Origin of the sequence: Pantoea sp. CTOTU50773 (genome assembly GCF_032082325.1) — a bacterium.
Classification (GTDB): Bacteria; Pseudomonadota; Gammaproteobacteria; order Enterobacterales; family Enterobacteriaceae; genus Pantoea; species Pantoea communis.
The window spans coordinates 1-17,370 of the sequence record NZ_DAMDQC010000011.1 but is presented as its reverse complement, the minus strand read 5'-3'; the positions used below and the strand labels follow the sequence as shown (position 1 = coordinate 17,370).

The window sequence follows — 17,370 nt, the reverse complement described above, 5'->3', positions numbered from 1 at the left end:
GAACATCGACAATCACCGCCGGATTAACCTGAAACCTTGCGGCCACGGTCACAAATTTTTTCCCTTCGTTTGCAACTGTGGTCATACTGAAACCCGTTTGCAGTAGCGTATCAGCCACAAGAAATGCTTAGCACGCTGGGCCAGCAGGACGCGCCCGGCTGGAATGACGGTTCTTATTTCAACAAGAGTGTTGCCATGAAAAATATCAATCCGAAACAAACCGCAGCCTGGAAAGCGCTGCAGCAGCATTTTGACCAGATGAAATCGGTGCAGATCGCCGACCTGTTTAAAGATGATGCCGATCGTTTTGCGAAATTCTCTGCCACTTTCGACGATCAGATGCTGGTGGATTTCTCAAAAAACCGCATCACCCAGGAAACCCTCGATAAGTTACAGGCGCTGGCAAAAGAGACCGATCTGGCGGGCGCCATCAAATCCATGTTCTCTGGTGAGAAGATCAACCGCACCGAAGAGCGTGCCGTGCTGCACGTTGCTTTGCGTAATCGCAGCAACACGCCAATCATTGTTGATGGCAAAGATGTGATGCCAGAAGTGAATGCGGTGCTGGCGAAGATGAAAGGCTTCTCTGAGCGCATCATCAGCGGTGAGTGGAAAGGTTATACCGGCAAAGCGATCACCGACGTGGTGAACATCGGTATCGGCGGTTCGGATCTCGGTCCATTCATGGTGACTGAGGCGCTGCGCCCGTATAAAAATCACCTGAACATGCACTTTGTTTCTAACGTTGATGGCACACACATTGCCGAAACGCTGAAAGATCTCAGCCCGGAAACCACCCTGTTCCTCGTGGCGTCTAAAACCTTCACCACGCAGGAGACCATGACCAACGCCCACAGCGCGCGCGACTGGTTCCTGAAAACCGCGGGCGACCAGCAGCATGTCGCCAAACACTTTGCTGCGCTGTCGACCAACGGTAAAGCGGTGGGCGAGTTCGGTATCGATACCGACAATATGTTTGAGTTCTGGGACTGGGTCGGCGGTCGCTATTCACTGTGGTCAGCGATTGGCTTGTCGATCATCCTGTCAGTGGGCTTCGAGAACTTCGAACAGCTGCTGAGCGGCGCACATGCGATGGACAACCACTTCGCCAACACGCCAGCCGAACAAAACCTGCCGGTGCTGCTGGCACTGATCGGTATCTGGTACAACAACTTCTTTGGTGCCGAAACCGAAGCCATCCTGCCTTACGACCAGTACATGCACCGTTTTGCGGCGTACTTCCAGCAGGGCAACATGGAGTCCAACGGTAAATACGTGGATCGCGAAGGTAACCCGGTGGATTACCAGACCGGCCCAATTATTTGGGGCGAGCCAGGCACCAACGGCCAGCATGCGTTTTATCAGCTGATTCATCAGGGCACCAAACTGATCCCTTGCGACTTTATCGCCCCGGCGCAGACCCACAACGCACTGACCGATCACCATCCGAAACTGCTGTCGAACTTCTTCGCGCAGACCGAAGCGCTGGCGTTTGGTAAATCACGTGAGGTGGTCGAGAAAGAGTTTACCGATGCCGGTAAACCCGTTGAGTCTGTTGCCCACATCGTGCCGTTCAAGGTGTTCGAGGGTAACCGCCCAACCAACTCCATCCTGCTACGTGAAATCACCCCGTTCAGCCTGGGTGCACTGATTGCGCTGTACGAGCACAAGATCTTCACTCAGGGCGCGATTCTCAACATCTTCACCTTTGACCAATGGGGTGTTGAATTGGGTAAACAGCTGGCAAACCGTATTCTGCCAGAGCTGGAAAATGAATCGCAGATCAGCAGCCACGACAGTTCCACTAATGGCTTAATTAACCGCTATAAATCCTGGCGATAATTTTCCTGCCAATCTGAATAAGGCGGCTTAATTGCCGCCTTATTTCTATCAAACATGCAATAAACCTCGCAATTTTGTTATTCAGCGATCCCGTTACGGTTAGATAATTCTTAAAATGCGCTAAGGAAAATCGGAGTTTGTTTAAAATGAATAGCATGGCACTCATCAAAAAATGGATCTAATTCGCCCACCTAAAATAAGCATCTATTTGATTAATCTATCATTAAAATTAAAGCACACTCAGGAAAATCTGATTAATCCTATTCCGTACCATTTTTTAATGCAAAAGTGAAAAATGCTGCCGTGTCAGCCCCAACCACTCAAATATCCCGCTACCTGAAAAATATTCATTTAAAAAAAGCAGCTATCGCCAATTCGCCGTATTTATCACCAGAATAACCCCTGTTTTTCACCCTCTTTTACTGGCGATGAACTCTGGTAATTTGTTGCCCTATACTGAACGCGCCCGAAATTAGGGTACATCCTTCATTCATTTGTTTCTAAAAATGCAGGAAACGTTGTTATGAAAAAACTGATGGTTGCCGGTGCAGCCTTACTTTACGTTGCCGTTTCTTCCGCTGCGATTGCCGCACCGGAAGAAGCTGGTGCTGCAGCGGGCGCGCAGGCGGGAGCAATCTCGACCGGTGCCACGACCGCTGTGGGTATCGGCGCACTGGGCGCGTTAGTAGGACTCGGCATCGCTGCTGCTGGCGGCGGTGACGGCGCAAATACCGGCACAACAACGACCACCACAACGAGCACCACGCGTTGATGTAGCACCTTTAAACATAACCACACAGCCGTGTGGTTATTTTTTGCCTGGTTTTATTTTTGACAGGGATATACACAGTGCACCGACTCTCCTTGCTACTTTTCTGCCTGCTGCTGCAGGCCTGCACACAAACACAAAAAGGCCTGGAACAAACCGTGATGCTGGCCGTGAAAGGTCCGGATGATGTCACCGTCACCGATGAGCAGGTTGCCAGTCTCCCTTACGCCAGCCTGTATGCGCGCATCAATGAAGGACCGCGTATCTTCGTGGTACTTGGGTATGACGAAAACGGCCAGCTGAAATGGATCACCCAGGATAAAGCGATGCTGGTGATGCAGCATGGCAGGCTCGTCAAAACACTGGGGCTGGCCAGCAACCTTGATGAGGTCAGCAATCTGGCGCAGGATCCGCTCGCCGATGCGCTGCATCTGCAAAACAATGTCAGCTGGACCCGCGTGGTGCAGTGGCGCGAGAAAGAGAAAGTACGCGCTGCCACCGCCACTTCCACCTTTCAGCGCGGCGATGACACCGTGCTGAACATCGCCGGTGAGCGCGTGCCCTGCCGTATCTGGATCGAGACCGTGCGAATGGATGATGTCGGCGCAGAATGGCAAAACACCTTCTGGATCGATAACCGTGATGGCAGCGTTTTGCAGGCAAATCAAATGCTCGCCGCAGATGCCTTCCCAGTTGAAACCACTATTCTGAAGCCGGCAAAATCATGAAAATAATCTCCCCTCTGTTAACGGCCATCGCGCTGCTGACGGCCGGTTATGCGCAGGCAGATAGCCAGGTAACGGTGCATGACCAGCACAGCCAACACAGCCTGCAGATCGATCATGCACAGAATCTGGCGCAGCTGGTCACCAACCCGGCACTGCACACCTGGTGGCCCGGTACGGTGATCGCTGAACGTGGCGCAACGGCGGTGGCACAGCAACAACAGCAACAGCTGCTGGCTGATTTACGCACCTGGCAGGCCGAAAGCGGCGATGCGCTGGCAGCGACCATTGGCGCAGTGATCCACCAGCTCAGCACGATACAGGTCACCGGACGCCAGTTCACTGAACTCGATCCTGATTGGGTGCGCCTGCGTCCAGAAGCCAATCGCACGCTACAGGGCAGCTACGACCTCTACACGCTGCCTCAGCCTGACCAGGTGCTGATTCTCGGCGCGCTGGAACATCCCGGCAAAGCAAGCTGGCAACCTGGTCGCACCGTGCGTGATTACCTTGATACCCACGATCGCCTGTCAGGAGCCGAGCGCAGTTTCGCCACGGTGATCTCGCCTTCGGGCCAGATGCAGCAGGTGCCGGTCGCCTACTGGAATCAACGTCACGTGGAAGTGGCACCCGGCAGCATCATCTGGCTGGGCTTTACCTCGTGGAGCCTGCCGTGGGGAAAAGCTGATTTGAATGCGCGCATGCTTTCTGTTCTGACACACCGGATTCCAGACTGATGAAAAAACAATTACTTCTCAGCCTGTTGGCTGCTTCTGTCTCTGCGGCATGCCAGGTGCACGCGGAAACCTGGCCGGAACCCATCGGGCCATCACAATCGGATTTCGGCGGCGTGGGTTTGATGCAGACCCCCACGGCACGCATGGCGAAAGAGGGCGAATTCAGCCTGAACTTCCGCGATAACGATCAATATCGCTACTACTCTGCTTCGCTGCAGCTGTTCCCATGGCTGGAAACCACCGTGCGTTACACTGACGTGCGTACGCGCCGCTATAGCGCAGTAGAAGGCTTCAGTGGCGACCAAAGTTATAAAGACAAAGCCTTCGATGTGAAGCTGCGTCTGTGGCAGGAGAGCTACTGGCTGCCTGAAGTGGCAGTCGGATCGCGTGATTTGGGCGGTACCGGCCTGTTTGACAGTGAATATCTGGTGGCAACCAAAGCCTGGGGACCGTTTGATTTCACCATGGGCATCGGCTGGGGCTACCTCGGTAACAGCGGCAGTATCAAAAACCCGTTCTGCTCCTACAGCGATAGCTTCTGTAGCCGTACCGGCGGTGGCTCGGCGGGTTCTATCAATGGTTCCCAGATGTTCCACGGCCCGGCAGCACTGTTTGGCGGCGTGGAGTATCAAACCCCCTGGCAGCCGCTACGTCTGAAGCTGGAATATGAAGGCAATGACTATCAGGATGACTTTGCCGGACGTCTGGAACAGCGCAGCAAGGTCAACGTGGGAGCGATTTATCGCCTGACCGATTGGGCCGATATCAACGCCAGCTATGAGCGTGGCAACACCTATATGTTTGGCGTGACCGTGCGCACTAACTTCAACGATTTGCGCCAGTCGCACATTGATAGTGCCAAACCGGCTTATAACCCGCAGCCGCAGGGTGATCTGTTGCAACCGACGGTGGTAGCCAACCAGCTGACCGATCTGAAGTACAACGCCGGATTAAGCGGTCCGCGCATCCAGACCAAAGGCAGTACGCTGTATGTCTCTGGCGAACAGACGAAATACCGCGATACGCGCGAAGGCGTCGATCGTGCCAATCGCATCATCATGAACAACCTGCCGGCCGGCATTGATACCATAGATGTCACCGAGTCGCGTCTCAATATGCCGCAGGTGACCACCCGCACTGATGTCGCCAGTCTGCACAATGCGCTGAGCGGTTACCCGCTGGGTCATGAGCAGCCGCTGCAGCAGACGCGTGAGAATCCGGTCGATCCTGGCGAGACTGAACAAGGCTTCTTTATCCGCAAAGATCGCCTTCACTACAATCTGGCACCGGTGCTCAATCAGTCGGTTGGTGGGCCTGAGAGCTTCTACATGTACCAACTGGGCGTGATGGGCAGCGTTGATTACGCACTGACCGATCACCTGCTGGTTAGCGGCAGCCTGTTTGGTAACCTCGCCAATAATTACGACAAATTTAACTACAACGGCGCACCGGCTGACTCCACCCTGCCGCGCGTGCGTACCCATATTCGCGACTACGTCGAGAACAATGTCTACGTTAATGACCTGCAAGCCAACTACATGGGGTATCTCGGCAATGGCTTCTATGGCCAGGTGTACGGCGGTTATCTCGAAACCATGTACGGCGGCGTGGGTGGTGAAGTGTTGTATCGTCCGATAGACAGCAACTGGGCTTTTGGTGTTGATGCCAACTACGTGAAACAACGTGACTGGGACAACATGATGCAGTTCACCGACTACAAAGCGCCAACCGGACACTTCACCGCGTACTGGCGCCCATGGTTCATGCAGGACGTGCTGGTGAAAGCCAGCGTCGGTGAATATCTGGCGAAAGATAAAGGTGTGACGGTCGATGTGTCGAAGCGCTTCGACAGCGGTGTGATGGTCGGCTTCTACGCCACCAAAACCAACGTGTCCGCCGAAGCCTATGGCGAAGGCGACTTCACCAAAGGCTTCTATATCTCGATTCCAATGGATCTGTTTACCGTGACGCCAACCCGTGGCCGTGCGCAGGTGAATTGGGTGCCGCTAACGCGTGATGGCGGACAGATGCTGGGGCGTAAATATCAGCTGTATGACATGACCTCAGATCGTGATGCGCGGTTTAATTAACGACAAGTGTGGAAGGTTGAAACGGCGTTGACCTCCAGGCGCATACCTGGAGGTTTCGGGGCCTTGCCTGGTTGGGCCCCGACTGAATGCTCTGCGTATCCTTTTACGCCATCAGCCCATCAATCCGCGTCATAACCCAGATTCGGTGCCAGCCAGCGCTCAACCTCGCTGACACTCATTCCTTTACGCGCCGCGTAATCTTCCACCTGATCGCGCTGAATCTGCGCCACAGCGAAGTATTTGCTGTCCGGATGGCTGAAATACCAGCCGGATACTGCCGCACCCGGCCACATAGCAAAGGACTCCGTGAGCTTCATGCCAGTGTGCGTCTCCACATCCAGCAACTGCCAGATTTGCGCTTTCTCCGTGTGTTCCGGACAGGCCGGATAGCCCGGAGCAGGACGAATGCCCTGATAATTTTCGCGAATCAACTCTTCGTTACTCAGGTTCTCATGAGCGGCAAAGCCCCAAATCACCTTACGTACCCGCTCATGCAGATATTCGGCAAAAGCTTCTGCCAGACGATCTGCCAGCGCCTTGACCATGATCTTGTTGTAATCATCATGCTGCTGCTCATAGGCTTCGGCCAGCGCATCCTCTTCCAGTCCACCGGTGACAGCAAACGCGCCGAGATAATCGGCTTTACCGCTGGATTTCGGTGCGACAAAGTCAGCTAAGCAGTAGTTGGCGAAGTCGGTTTTCTCGGTCTGCTGACGTAAGTGATGGCTCACACCTATCACCTGATCGCGGTTTTCATCACGGTAGACTTCAATATCGTCTCCGACGCGGTTTGCCGGGAAAATACCGACTACGCCACGCGGATTGAGGGTGCCGGTTTCACTGAGCCTGTCCAACATGGCGTTGGCATCGGCAAACAGGCGTTTAGCCTCTTCACCCACCACTTCATCTTCGAGAATGCGCGGGTATTTCCCCGCCAGCGACCAGGTCATAAAGAACGGCGTCCAGTCGATGTAATTACGGAGGGTGTCGATGCTGGCTTCAACCGCGCTGACCCCAAGGCGATGCGCGACCGGCGGCGTATAGCTTTCCCAGTCGATGGCGTAATCGTTGTCGCGTGCGGTTTGCAGGCTGACCGGCGGCGTGCGTGGCTTCTTACGTGCGTGCTGAATGCGCACCGTGTCGTACTCTTTGCGCGTGCGGGCCATAAACTCCTCTTTAAGGCTTTCTGAGAGCAGTGAAGAGACAACACCCACGGTGCGTGAGGCGTTTTGCACATACACCGTTGGACCACTGTAGTTCTGCTCGATCTTCACTGCCGTATGCGCTTTCGACGTGGTCGCACCGCCAATCAGTAACGGGATGGTGAAGCCCTGGCGCTCCATCTCTTTCGCCACGTTGACCATCTCATCCAGCGAAGGCGTAATCAGCCCGGAAAGCCCAATGATATCGGCATTTTCAGCAATGGCGGTTTTCAAGATTTTGTCACTTGGCACCATCACGCCAAGATCGATAATTTCGTAGTTATTACACTGCAGCACCACGCCGACAATGTTTTTACCGATGTCATGCACATCGCCCTTCACCGTCGCCAGCACGATTTTACCGTTGCTGCGCCCGACTTCTTTGCTGGCTTCAATGTAAGGTTCGAGATAGGCCACCGCTTGCTTCATCACGCGCGCCGATTTCACTACCTGCGGCAGGAACATTTTGCCCTCGCCGAACAAATCGCCGACCACGTTCATGCCGGACATCAGCGGCCCTTCAATCACTTCAATGGGCCTTGCGGCAGCCTGACGCGCCTCCTCGGTGTCCAGCTCAATAAATTCAGTGATGCCTTTTACCAGCGAGTATTCCAGACGCTTGACCACGTCCCAACTGCGCCATTCGGCCTGCTGCTTCTCCTGCTCACCGTCGCTCTTGCTACCGCGATATTTCTCCGCCAGCTCCAGCAAACGCTCAGTGCCATCGTCACGACGGTTCAGCACCACGTCTTCCACCGCATCACGCAGTTCTGCGGGCAAGTCGTCATAGATCGCCAGCTGACCGGCGTTGACGATGCCCATATCCATCCCATTGCGAATCGCGTAATAGAGGAACACCGCGTGAATCGCCTCGCGCACTGGATCGTTACCACGGAACGAGAACGACACGTTAGACACGCCGCCGGAGATCATCGCATGCGGCAGCTCGCGCTTGATGTCTTCACAGGCGCCGATAAAGTCCATCGCATAGTTGTTATGCTCTTCAATACCGGTGGCGACTGCGAAGATGTTTGGGTCGAAAATGATGTCTTCTGGCGGGAAACCGACCTCTTCCGTCAGAATCTTGTAGGCGCGACGACAGATTTCGATTTTACGTGCGCGGGTATCCGCCTGGCCGACTTCATCAAACGCCATCACCACCATGGCGGCACCGTAGCGTCGCACTTTACGCGCGTGTTCGATAAACGGCTCAACGCCCTCTTTCATCGAAATTGAGTTAACGATGCCTTTGCCCTGAATGCACTGCAGCCCTTTCTCGATCACCTCCCACTTGGAGGAGTCGATCATGATCGGTACGCGCGCGATATCGGGTTCACCGGCAATCAGGTTGAGGAAGCGCACCATCGCAGCTTCCGCATCCAGCATGCCTTCGTCCATGTTGATATCGATAATTTGCGCGCCGCTTTCCACCTGCTGACGGGCCACATCCAACGCTTCGTTGTACTTCTCTTCTTTAATCAGACGCTTAAATTTGGCCGAACCCGTGACGTTGGTGCGTTCACCGACGTTCACAAACAGCGAATCAGCGTGAATATTCAGGGGTTCCAGACCGGACAGACGGCAGGCAACAGGGATTTCAGGCAGCTGGCGGGGGGCAACACCCTCAACCGCCGCCGCCATCGCCGCGATATGTTCCGGCGTGGTACCGCAGCAGCCGCCGATGATATTCAGGAAACCGGCTCGCGCCCATTCGCCGATCTGTTCAGCCATGGTTGCCGCATCTAAATCGTATTCACCAAACGCATTCGGCAAACCGGCGTTAGGGTGAGCAGTGACATAGCCTTCCGCAATGCGGGATAGCTCCTGCACGTACTGGCGTAGCTCGTCTGGACCGAGCGCACAGTTCAGGCCAAACGACAGCGGCTCGGCGTGACGCAGTGAGTTGTAGAAACCTTCTGTGGTCTGGCCGGAGAGTGTGCGACCCGAGGCATCGGTAATGGTACCGGAGATCATCACCGGCAGCTTCACGCCCATCGCTTCCATCTCGACCTGCACCGCGTAAATCGCCGCCTTGGCATTCAGGGTATCGAACACCGTCTCAATCATGATCAGGTCTGAGCCACCCTCAATCAGCGCATGCGTTGATTCGCGGTAGGCTTCCACCAGCTGATTGAAGGTGACGTTTCGGAAGGCAGGATCATTCACATCCGGCGAGATGGAGCAGGTGCGGTTGGTGGGGCCGAGCACGCCCGCAACATAGCGCGGTTGGTCAGGTGTTTTTACCGTCCATGCATCCGCACTGGCGCGCGCCAGTTTTGCCGCTTCAAAGTTAATCTCCGCTGACAAAGCTTCCATCGCGTAATCTGCCATCGCAATGGTGGTGGAGTTGAAGGTGTTGGTTTCCAGAATATCTGCGCCAGCGGCAAGATAAGCATCATGAATTTCGCGAATAACGTCCGGTTTGGTGAGCACTAACAGGTCGTTATTGCCTTTCAAATCGGAGGGCCAGTCGGCAAAACGGCTGCCACGAAAATCGGCTTCGCTGAGTTTATAACTCTGAATCATGGTGCCCATGCCACCGTCCAAAATCATAATCCGCTGTGCCAGTTGCTGATGCAGCATTTCTGTTTTATTGCTCACTCTCGCCCCGTCCACGTCATTGCGTTGGCTAATATGCCAGCCAAACATACTGGCATAACTTTCCGGTGAGCAAAAGTCACGACAGATGAGACATTTTCAGCCTGAAAGCATTACAGATCCGACCAGTAAAGCAGCGTTTGCATTCATACGCCCAAAAACGAAAATGGTTTCCAGCATTGATGCGATTGTGGAGACGTTATGGCAACCCCAGTACCGGCGAAACGTGGAAAAAAACCACGTGCCGCAGCAGCCACCAGCGCCCCGGCAGGTGGACAAGTTCAATCCCTGACGCGCGGTTTGCGTTTACTTGAACTGATCGCCGAATCTCACGGCAGCGTTGCCCTGACCGAGCTGGCACAACAGGCCGGATTACCTAACTCCACCACGCACCGCTTGCTGACCACCATGCAGCAGCAGGGATTTGTGCATCAGGTTGGTGATCTGGGCTTCTGGACCATCGGCTCACATGCCTTTGTGGTCGGCAGCAGTTTTCTTCAGAGCCGCAATCTGCTGGCGATTGTGCATCCCATCCTGCGTAAACTGATGGAAGATGCCGGAGAGACAGTGAATCTGGCGGTGCTGGATCTCAGCGACTATCAGGCAGTGATTATCGACCAGGTGCAGTGTACGCAGCTGATGCGTATGTCGGCACCGATTGGCGGTAAGCTACCGATGCACGCGTCTGGCGCAGGCAAAGCATTTCTCGCCCATCTCAGCGATGAGCAGGTGACCGCGCTGTTGCATCAGAAAGGATTGCACCACTACACACCGAAAACTTTGATGTCTCCGCACAGCCTGAAAGAGAATCTGGCGCTGATTCGCAAGATGGGCTTCTCACATGATGATGAAGAGCACGCGCTGGGCCTGCGCTGCGTGGCGGCACCCATCTATGATGAGCACGGCGAGCCTTTTGCCGCCATCTCGATTTCCGGCCCGATAGCACGCATGACCGACGACCGTGTGACCGAACTGGGCGCGCTGGTGATCCGTGCCGCCAGGCTGGTCACGCAGACCTATTCTGGCCGCTAAGCGGCCACTGATGCATAGCGCGCGCTGAAACGCTGTCCGGCGCGCCAGGCGATCACTTCTTCGATATGCCCTTCCCGGATGCGCGTTTGCAGCGCGCGCCACCAACCCGGATCAAACAGCTGCGGGTGCAGCGCGAGCAATAACTTACCGGTGCCCGGCTCGCTGCACAGCGCATAGCGGAAGGTTTCGGGGAACACATCATCCGGCCCAACGCTGTACCACGGCTCGGCTTGCAGCTCATCCTCTTCGTAACGTGCTGGCGGCACATCGCGGAACTGCAGTTCGGTCATAGGCCGAATTTCATCGTAGTCGTAAAACACCACGCGACCGTGACGCGTCATGCCGAAGTTTTTAAATAGCATGTCGCCGGGGAAAATGTTCGCTGCCGCCAACTGGCAAATCGCATCGCCATATTCGCCAATCGCGTGCTGACGCTGTTCTGGTGTGGCCTGCGCCAGCCACAAATTTAGTGGCTCCATACGACGCTCCAGCCACAGATGACGGATAATCAGCACATCTTCACGCAGTTCCATCTTCTCCGGAATGTCGCGTTGAAATTCCTCCATCAGCGCTGCCGGGATACGTGCGCGCGGTATCGCGAAGTACTCAAACTCTTGTGTATCGGCCATGCGTCCCACACGGTCGTGCTCTTTAACCATGCGATAGCAGTCACGCACCTGCGCATCAGTGACCTCTTTCTGCGGCGCGAAGCGATCTTTAATCACCTTAAATACGCGATCAAATCCGGGCAGCGTAAACACCAGCATCACCATGCCGCGGATGCCGGGCGCGACGGTGAACTCTTCGTCGCTGTGTGACAGATAATGCAGGTATTCGCGGTAGCATTCGGTTTTGCCGTGTTTCTGGCAGCCGATGGCCATGTAGCGTTCGGCGAGGGTTTTACCCGGCAGAATCGGTTGCAGCCAGGCAACCAACGCTGCGGGCACCGGTGCATACACCATAAAATAGGCGCGTGCGAAGCCAAAGACGATGCTGGCGTCGTCGCTGTCGGTTAAGCAGGTATCGATCCACAAGCGTCCCGCCTCATCGCGCTGGATGGGCAGCAAGCAAGGCACCATGCCATCACTCAACTGCAATCGCGCCACGATCCAGGCGGTTTTATTGCGGTAGAACAGTTCACCGGCGACATCCAGCGTGGCGGTGGCCAGTTGAGCGGGGCTGAACTGTTCATGCAAGTGGCGGACGATCCAGCCGATATCGCGGGTGATATCCTGCCAGGGCAAGCGCAAAGGAATATCGTTCAGAACCTGCCTTAATACTTCATGCCAGCTGCCTTGTGGACGGTACAGCCGCGACAATGGACGTTGTGCCATCGGCGCGGCGACATAGGGCTGCGACGGGAAGATAAACAGCCGATTGGGATCGAGATGGCTGTGCCCCTGCAAGCGACAATAGACGGAATTAAAGAAGCTTTCGGCAATTTCATGGCGCGGATAACCGGGTAGCAGCGTCTCATAGTGGCTTTTTACCCGCAGCCAGAACGCTTCATCCCAGTTTGACACATCATTGAGGATGCGCAGTTGGTTGGTCACCAATCCAACATGGTGATCGTAAAGATGGATACGCGCTTTCATTGCCTGCTGCACGGCATGCCAGTCGGCCTGCTCGAAGCGCTGCTGGGCGCCTGCGGTGATATCCAGAAAGCGGCCATACTGCGCGTCGAAACCTTGCAGAATGGTGTGGGCGATCAGAGATTCTCTCGGTGTCATCGGCAACGCTCCGGCAAAGGGAGCCCATCCATGGGCCAGGCGTGATGAAAGTCCGCGATGCGGTTTTAGTCGGCATCAATGGCGACCCTACGAATGGGTCGTGCAATTTTCGTAGGGTACGCATGCAGACTGATCAGAACTGCGCAGCTTCTGTCGAACCGGTCAGTGCGGTCACGGAAGACTGGCCGCCCTGAATCACGTTGGTGATGCGATCAAAATAGCCGGTGCCCACTTCCTGCTGATGCGAGGAGAAGGTGTAGCCTTTTTCGCGCGCGGCAAATTCCGGCTGCTGCACTTTCTCAACGTAATGGCGCATCCCTTCACCCTGCGCATACGCGTGTGCCAGATCGAACATGTTGAACCACATGCTATGAATGCCGGCCAGCGTAATGAACTGGAAGCGATAGCCCATATCGCTTAATGCCTGCTGGAAACGGGCGATGGTGCGATCGTCGAGATTCTTCTTCCAGTTGAATGACGGCGAGCAGTTGTAGGCCAGCAACTTGTCCGGATACTGCGCGTGAATCGCGTCGGCAAAACGTTGCGCCAGTTCGAGATCCGGCGTCGAGGTTTCGCACCACAATACATCTGCGTACGGCGCATACGACAAGCCACGGCTGATCGCCTGCTCAATACCGGCGCGAGTACGGAAGAACCCTTCAGCGGTACGTTGCCCGGTGATAAACGGCGCATCGCGCTCGTCACAGTCGGAGGTAATCAAGTCAGCGGCATCCGCATCGGTGCGTGCCAGCAATATCGTCGGCACACCCATGACATCAGCTGCCAGCCGCGCAGCCACTAGTTTCTGAATCGCTTCCTGAGTGGGCACTAACACTTTGCCACCCATATGGCCACACTTCTTCACCGAGGCCAGCTGATCTTCAAAGTGCACTGCACCGGCACCTGCCTGAATCATCGATTTCATCAGCTCGAAGGCATTGAGCACGCCACCAAACCCCGCTTCTGCATCCGCCACAATCGGCAGGAAGTAGTCAATAAAGCCTTCATCTTCTGGCGACAGACCATTCGCCCACTGAATCTGGTCGGCGCGCTGGAAGCTCTGATTGATACGCTCGACCACATTCGGCACCGAGTTCGCCGGATAGAGCGACTGATCGGGATACATCTGCCCGGCCATATTCGCATCCGCAGCCACCTGCCAGCCGGAGAGATAGATCGCCTCTATTCCGGCTTTGGCTTGCTGTATTGCCTGCCCGCCGGTTAAGGCGCCGAGGCTGTTGATATACCCTTTGGTGGACTCACCATTGAGCAACGACCACAGTTTATTCGCCCCGCGCTCTGCCAGCGTGCAGGCCGGATTCACTGAGCCACGCAGGTTGATAACATCTTCCGCGCTATAGGGGCGGGTAATGCCCTGCCAGCGCGCGTCGTTCCAGCTCGATTCCAGTTGTTTGATCTGTTGGTGACGATTCATAGCGTTATCTCCAGGTTCATGGCAGCAGGCGGTAGCCCGGCAGAGTAAGGAAAGAAACCAGTTCGTTATCCGTGGTGATTTGCGCCATCAGCGCGGCGGCATCGGCAAAGCGTCCGCTACGGAAGCGCTCCTCGCCCAGCGTTTGTTGCAGGGCCAGCATCTCTTCATCGAGTAGCCGCTCAAACAGTTCGGCGGTCACCAGTTGGCCATCGCTGAGGATCTGCTTGTGATGAATCCACTGCCAGATGGAGGTGCGGGCAATTTCTGCCGTGGCGGCATCCTCCATCAACCCATCAATCGGCACGCAGCCGTTACCCCCAATCCACGCCTCAAGGTACTGCAACGCCACGCGAATGTTGGCGCGCATACCCACTTCAGTGCGCAGACCCCGACATGGCCGCAGCAGACGTTCGGCGGTGATGGGTGCATCCTGATCGCGACTGACCTGCAGCTGATTAGGCTGATTGCCGAGCTGACGGTCGAATTCAGCCATGGCGATATCGGCCAGTCCCGGATGCGCGACCCAGGTGCCGTCATGGCCGTTACCGGCTTCACGCGCTTTGTCTTCTTGTACTTTCTGCATCACCCACGCATTACGCTCGGCATCTTTGCTCGGAATCAGCGCGGACATGCCGCCCATCGCCAGTGCGCCGCGGCGGTGGCAGGTTTTGATCAGCAACCGTGAATAGGCATCGAGGAAGGGCTGATCCATACTGATTTGCTGGCGGTCCGGCAGAATGCGATCGCCGTGCTGTGCCAGGGTTTTGATGTAGCTGAAGATGTAATCCCAGCGACCACAGTTCAGGCCCACCACGTGATCGCGCAGCTCCCACAAGATCTCATCCATCTGGAATACCGCTGGCAGCGTTTCGATCAATACCGTGGCTTTGATGGTGCCGCGCGGCAGATCAAAGCGATCCTCGCTAAAGCGGAAGATCTCACGCCACCACGCCACTTCAGATGCATGCTCGGTTTTTGGCAGATAAAACCAGGGGCCATGCCCCTTTTCCAGCAGTGCCTCAACGTTGTGGAACAGGTAGAGCGCAAAATCAAACAGCCCGCCGGGAATGGCCCGATCGCGCCACTCAACGTGTTTTTCATTCAGATGCAGCCCACGTACACGACACATCAGCAGAGCAGGATCGGATTTCAGCTGGTAGATCTTGCCCGCTTCACTGGTGAAGTTCAGCGTGCCGTTGACCGCATCACGCAGTGTCAGCTGGCCATCCATCAATTTCTGCCAGGTGGGTGCCAGCGAATCCTCGAAATCGGCCATGAAGACGTTGACGTTCGCATTCAGCGCGTTGATCACCATTTTGCGATCCGGCGGGCCGGTGATCTCGACGCGACGATCGCGCAGCAATTGGGGAATCGGGCGAACCTGCCAGTCACGTTCACGAATGGAAGTGGTTTCCGAATCAAAGTCAGGTAAGGCACCCTGATCGTAACGATGCTGGCGCTGCTGACGTGCTTTTAACAGGCGCTCACGTTCCGGTGCAAAACGCACGACCAGTGTGTGCAGGAAGTCGATGGCTTGCGGGGTGAGCAGCTGCTTTTCCGCGTAGGTAAGGGGCTGAGTGAAGGTCAGCGTATTGTGGATAACCGAATCTGTCATGCGGGCTGCTCCTGTTATGATCCGTCCCCATTTACGGGGATCCGGGTGTAGTGTGATTTTTAACCGGCAAGATCAGAGCATAATGATTTTTATCTTATTTTCAAAAACTATTTCCATTTTTATATTTAAACTGCCTTATTATACTGATAAATATGTAATTTAAACTCTCAAATTAAAGGCAATGGATTCCACAAGCTTGCGCAAGGCAAAAAAAATGCCGCGACAGCACGAGGCTGTCACGGCACATTTAACGAGAAAAGCGAGCTTTGCTTTAGTCGAGTGTGGGGTTCATATGACGCAGATCGAACGGTGTAATCTGGTAAACGTAATAGTTTAGCCAGTTTGAGAACAACAGATTACCGTGGCTGCGCCAGGTGGCACGCGGTGGCAGTTCAGGATTGTCTTGTGGGAAGTAGTTAAATGGTACTTCCGGATGCAGCCCGGCATCATAATCACGATGGTATTCACCGGATAACGTCAGCGCATCGTATTCAGGATGGCCAGTTACAAACGCCAGGCGCTTGTCTTTGCTCGCCATCAGGTAAGCCCCGGTGGCGTCAGATTCGGCAAACAACTCGAGATCGGTATAGTCGCGAATTAACTGGCTCGGGAAATCAGCATAACGCGAATGCGGCGCGAGGAAATTGTCGTCAAATCCACGGGTTAACAAAGCATGCGGATGCAGGATTTGATGTTCATACACGCCTGAAAGTTTGTTCTGACGCGTTTGCTTTGGAATGCCGTACAGAATGTTCAGCGCGGCTTGTACCGCCCAACAGACAAACAGCGTGGATGTGACGTGTTCTTTCGCCCAGTGCAGCACACGCTGAATCTGCGGCCAGTATGCCACGTCATTGAAATCCACCAATCCCAGCGGGGCACCCGTAACGATCAGACCATCGAAATTATCGTGCTCAATATCTTCGAAGTTGCAGTAAAAGTTATTGAGATGCTCGCTCGGCGTATTGCGTGACTCACGGCTGTCGATGCGCAGTAGCTGTATGTCGATCTGCAGTGGCGAGTTGGAGAGTAAGCGTAAGAACTGATTTTCCGTTTCGATCTTTTTTGGCATCAGGTTGAGGATCAGTACTTTTAGCGGGCGAATCTCCTGAACACTGGCGCGCGATGAGGCCATGACAAACACGTTCTCATTACGCAAAAAATTCACTGCCGGTAATTCGTCGGGGATTCTGATTGGCATAGCTAACTGACCTCTTACTGATAACCGTATAAACGTTTAGACATCCAGATGCCCGAGGTTAGCCTGGCATCCGCTGAATGTCGAGTCTTCATGCGGATTATGAAAATGTTTCAGTTTAAAGCGGGATTTGGAGGTCTGATCCGCCTATTTATGCTACATCTTTGCGCGACCAACGCGGTGTTCTATGCGTTTTTTGCATATAGATGAGGTGTAATGACAGTGTTTGAGAGGAAAAATGGGGGATTTTACGGAGCACTTCAATCTTTTTTCGCAGCGCATTTAGCGGTATTTTGGCGATCTTCGTGGCTGTTAGCATTGATTTCGCCGATCTGCAGACGTAAAAAACCCTGAACTTTCGTTCAGGGTTTCTTCACTTATTTGATGCCTGGCAGTT

At 54.7% G+C, this 17,370-nt stretch carries 11 protein-coding genes; 6 read left to right on the top strand and 5 right to left on the bottom strand.

Annotation, left to right across the window (positions count from 1 at the left end; all coding sequences use genetic code 11):
• Nucleotides 1-195: 195 nt before the first annotated feature.
• The 5 genes from pgi to RT340_RS03140 all read left to right on the top strand — a co-directional run bounded on the left by pgi (nt 196) and on the right by RT340_RS03140 (nt 6,163).
• On the top strand, nt 196-1,842 hold the full coding sequence (gene pgi / locus RT340_RS03160; RefSeq protein WP_313374042.1) for a glucose-6-phosphate isomerase: 1,647 nt from the start codon (nt 196-198) through the stop codon (nt 1,840-1,842).
• Between the two features lie 523 nt (nt 1,843-2,365).
• Complete coding sequence (gene yjbE, locus RT340_RS03155; RefSeq protein WP_034827112.1) at nt 2,366-2,614, top strand: exopolysaccharide production protein YjbE; 249 nt, start codon at nt 2,366-2,368, stop codon at nt 2,612-2,614.
• 77 nt (nt 2,615-2,691) lie between these two features.
• Nucleotides 2,692-3,339, top strand: coding sequence for a YjbF family lipoprotein (locus tag RT340_RS03150; RefSeq protein ID WP_313374039.1), 648 nt, complete (start codon nt 2,692-2,694; stop codon nt 3,337-3,339).
• Nucleotides 3,336-4,073 carry a capsule biosynthesis GfcC family protein gene (locus tag RT340_RS03145; RefSeq protein WP_097118909.1) on the top strand — a complete coding sequence of 246 codons (738 nt, stop codon included), beginning with the start codon at nt 3,336-3,338 and terminating at the stop codon, nt 4,071-4,073. Before RT340_RS03150 ends, RT340_RS03145 begins: the two co-directional genes overlap by 4 nt.
• Entirely contained in the window at nt 4,073-6,163 is a 2,091-nt protein-coding gene (locus tag RT340_RS03140) for a YjbH domain-containing protein (protein ID WP_313374036.1), read from the top strand. The genes RT340_RS03145 and RT340_RS03140 overlap by 1 nt, the downstream gene beginning before the upstream one ends.
• Nucleotides 6,164-6,282: 119 nt before the next feature.
• On the opposite strand, the gene metH is transcribed toward RT340_RS03140, so the two are convergent.
• Complete coding sequence (gene metH / locus RT340_RS03135) at nt 6,283-9,966, bottom strand: methionine synthase (protein ID WP_313374035.1); 3,684 nt, start codon at nt 9,964-9,966, stop codon at nt 6,283-6,285.
• A 198-nt stretch (nt 9,967-10,164) separates the two neighbouring features.
• Between metH and iclR the strand changes: the two genes are divergently transcribed.
• Complete coding sequence (iclR, locus tag RT340_RS03130; RefSeq protein WP_211729059.1) at nt 10,165-10,995, top strand: glyoxylate bypass operon transcriptional repressor IclR; 831 nt, start codon at nt 10,165-10,167, stop codon at nt 10,993-10,995.
• Here iclR and aceK read toward each other — a convergent pair.
• The 4 genes from aceK to metA form a co-directional block, all read right to left on the bottom strand.
• On the bottom strand, nt 10,992-12,725 hold the full coding sequence (gene aceK / locus RT340_RS03125; RefSeq protein WP_313374033.1) for a bifunctional isocitrate dehydrogenase kinase/phosphatase: 1,734 nt from the start codon (nt 12,723-12,725) through the stop codon (nt 10,992-10,994). The genes iclR and aceK overlap by 4 nt on opposite strands.
• 133 nt (nt 12,726-12,858) lie before the next feature.
• Nucleotides 12,859-14,160, bottom strand: a complete 1,302-nt coding sequence (aceA, locus tag RT340_RS03120; protein WP_313374031.1) for an isocitrate lyase — start codon at nt 14,158-14,160, stop codon at nt 12,859-12,861.
• 16 nt (nt 14,161-14,176) lie between these two features.
• The gene (gene aceB / locus RT340_RS03115) at nt 14,177-15,775 is read right to left on the bottom strand and encodes a malate synthase A (protein ID WP_313374029.1); all 1,599 of its coding nucleotides are present in this window, start codon (nt 15,773-15,775) and stop codon (nt 14,177-14,179) included.
• A gap of 271 nt (nt 15,776-16,046) precedes the next feature.
• The gene (gene metA, locus RT340_RS03110; RefSeq protein WP_034827128.1) at nt 16,047-16,976 is read right to left on the bottom strand and encodes a homoserine O-succinyltransferase; all 930 of its coding nucleotides are present in this window, start codon (nt 16,974-16,976) and stop codon (nt 16,047-16,049) included.
• Nucleotides 16,977-17,370: the final 394 nt, after the last annotated feature.

Coding starts and splice junctions, on each gene's coding strand:
- metA (WP_034827128.1), bottom strand. CDS start 16,976: ATGCCAATCAGAATCCCCGACGAATTACCGGCAGTGAATTTTTTGCGT.
- aceB (WP_313374029.1), bottom strand. CDS start 15,775: ATGACAGATTCGGTTATCCACAATACGCTGACCTTCACTCAGCCCCTT.
- RT340_RS03145 (WP_097118909.1), top strand. CDS start 3,336: ATGAAAATAATCTCCCCTCTGTTAACGGCCATCGCGCTGCTGACGGCC.
- aceA (WP_313374031.1), bottom strand. CDS start 14,160: ATGAATCGTCACCAACAGATCAAACAACTGGAATCGAGCTGGAACGAC.
- pgi (WP_313374042.1), top strand. CDS start 196: ATGAAAAATATCAATCCGAAACAAACCGCAGCCTGGAAAGCGCTGCAG.
- iclR (WP_211729059.1), top strand. CDS start 10,165: ATGGCAACCCCAGTACCGGCGAAACGTGGAAAAAAACCACGTGCCGCA.
- yjbE (WP_034827112.1), top strand. CDS start 2,366: ATGAAAAAACTGATGGTTGCCGGTGCAGCCTTACTTTACGTTGCCGTT.
- RT340_RS03140 (WP_313374036.1), top strand. CDS start 4,073: ATGAAAAAACAATTACTTCTCAGCCTGTTGGCTGCTTCTGTCTCTGCG.
- aceK (WP_313374033.1), bottom strand. CDS start 12,725: ATGACACCGAGAGAATCTCTGATCGCCCACACCATTCTGCAAGGTTTC.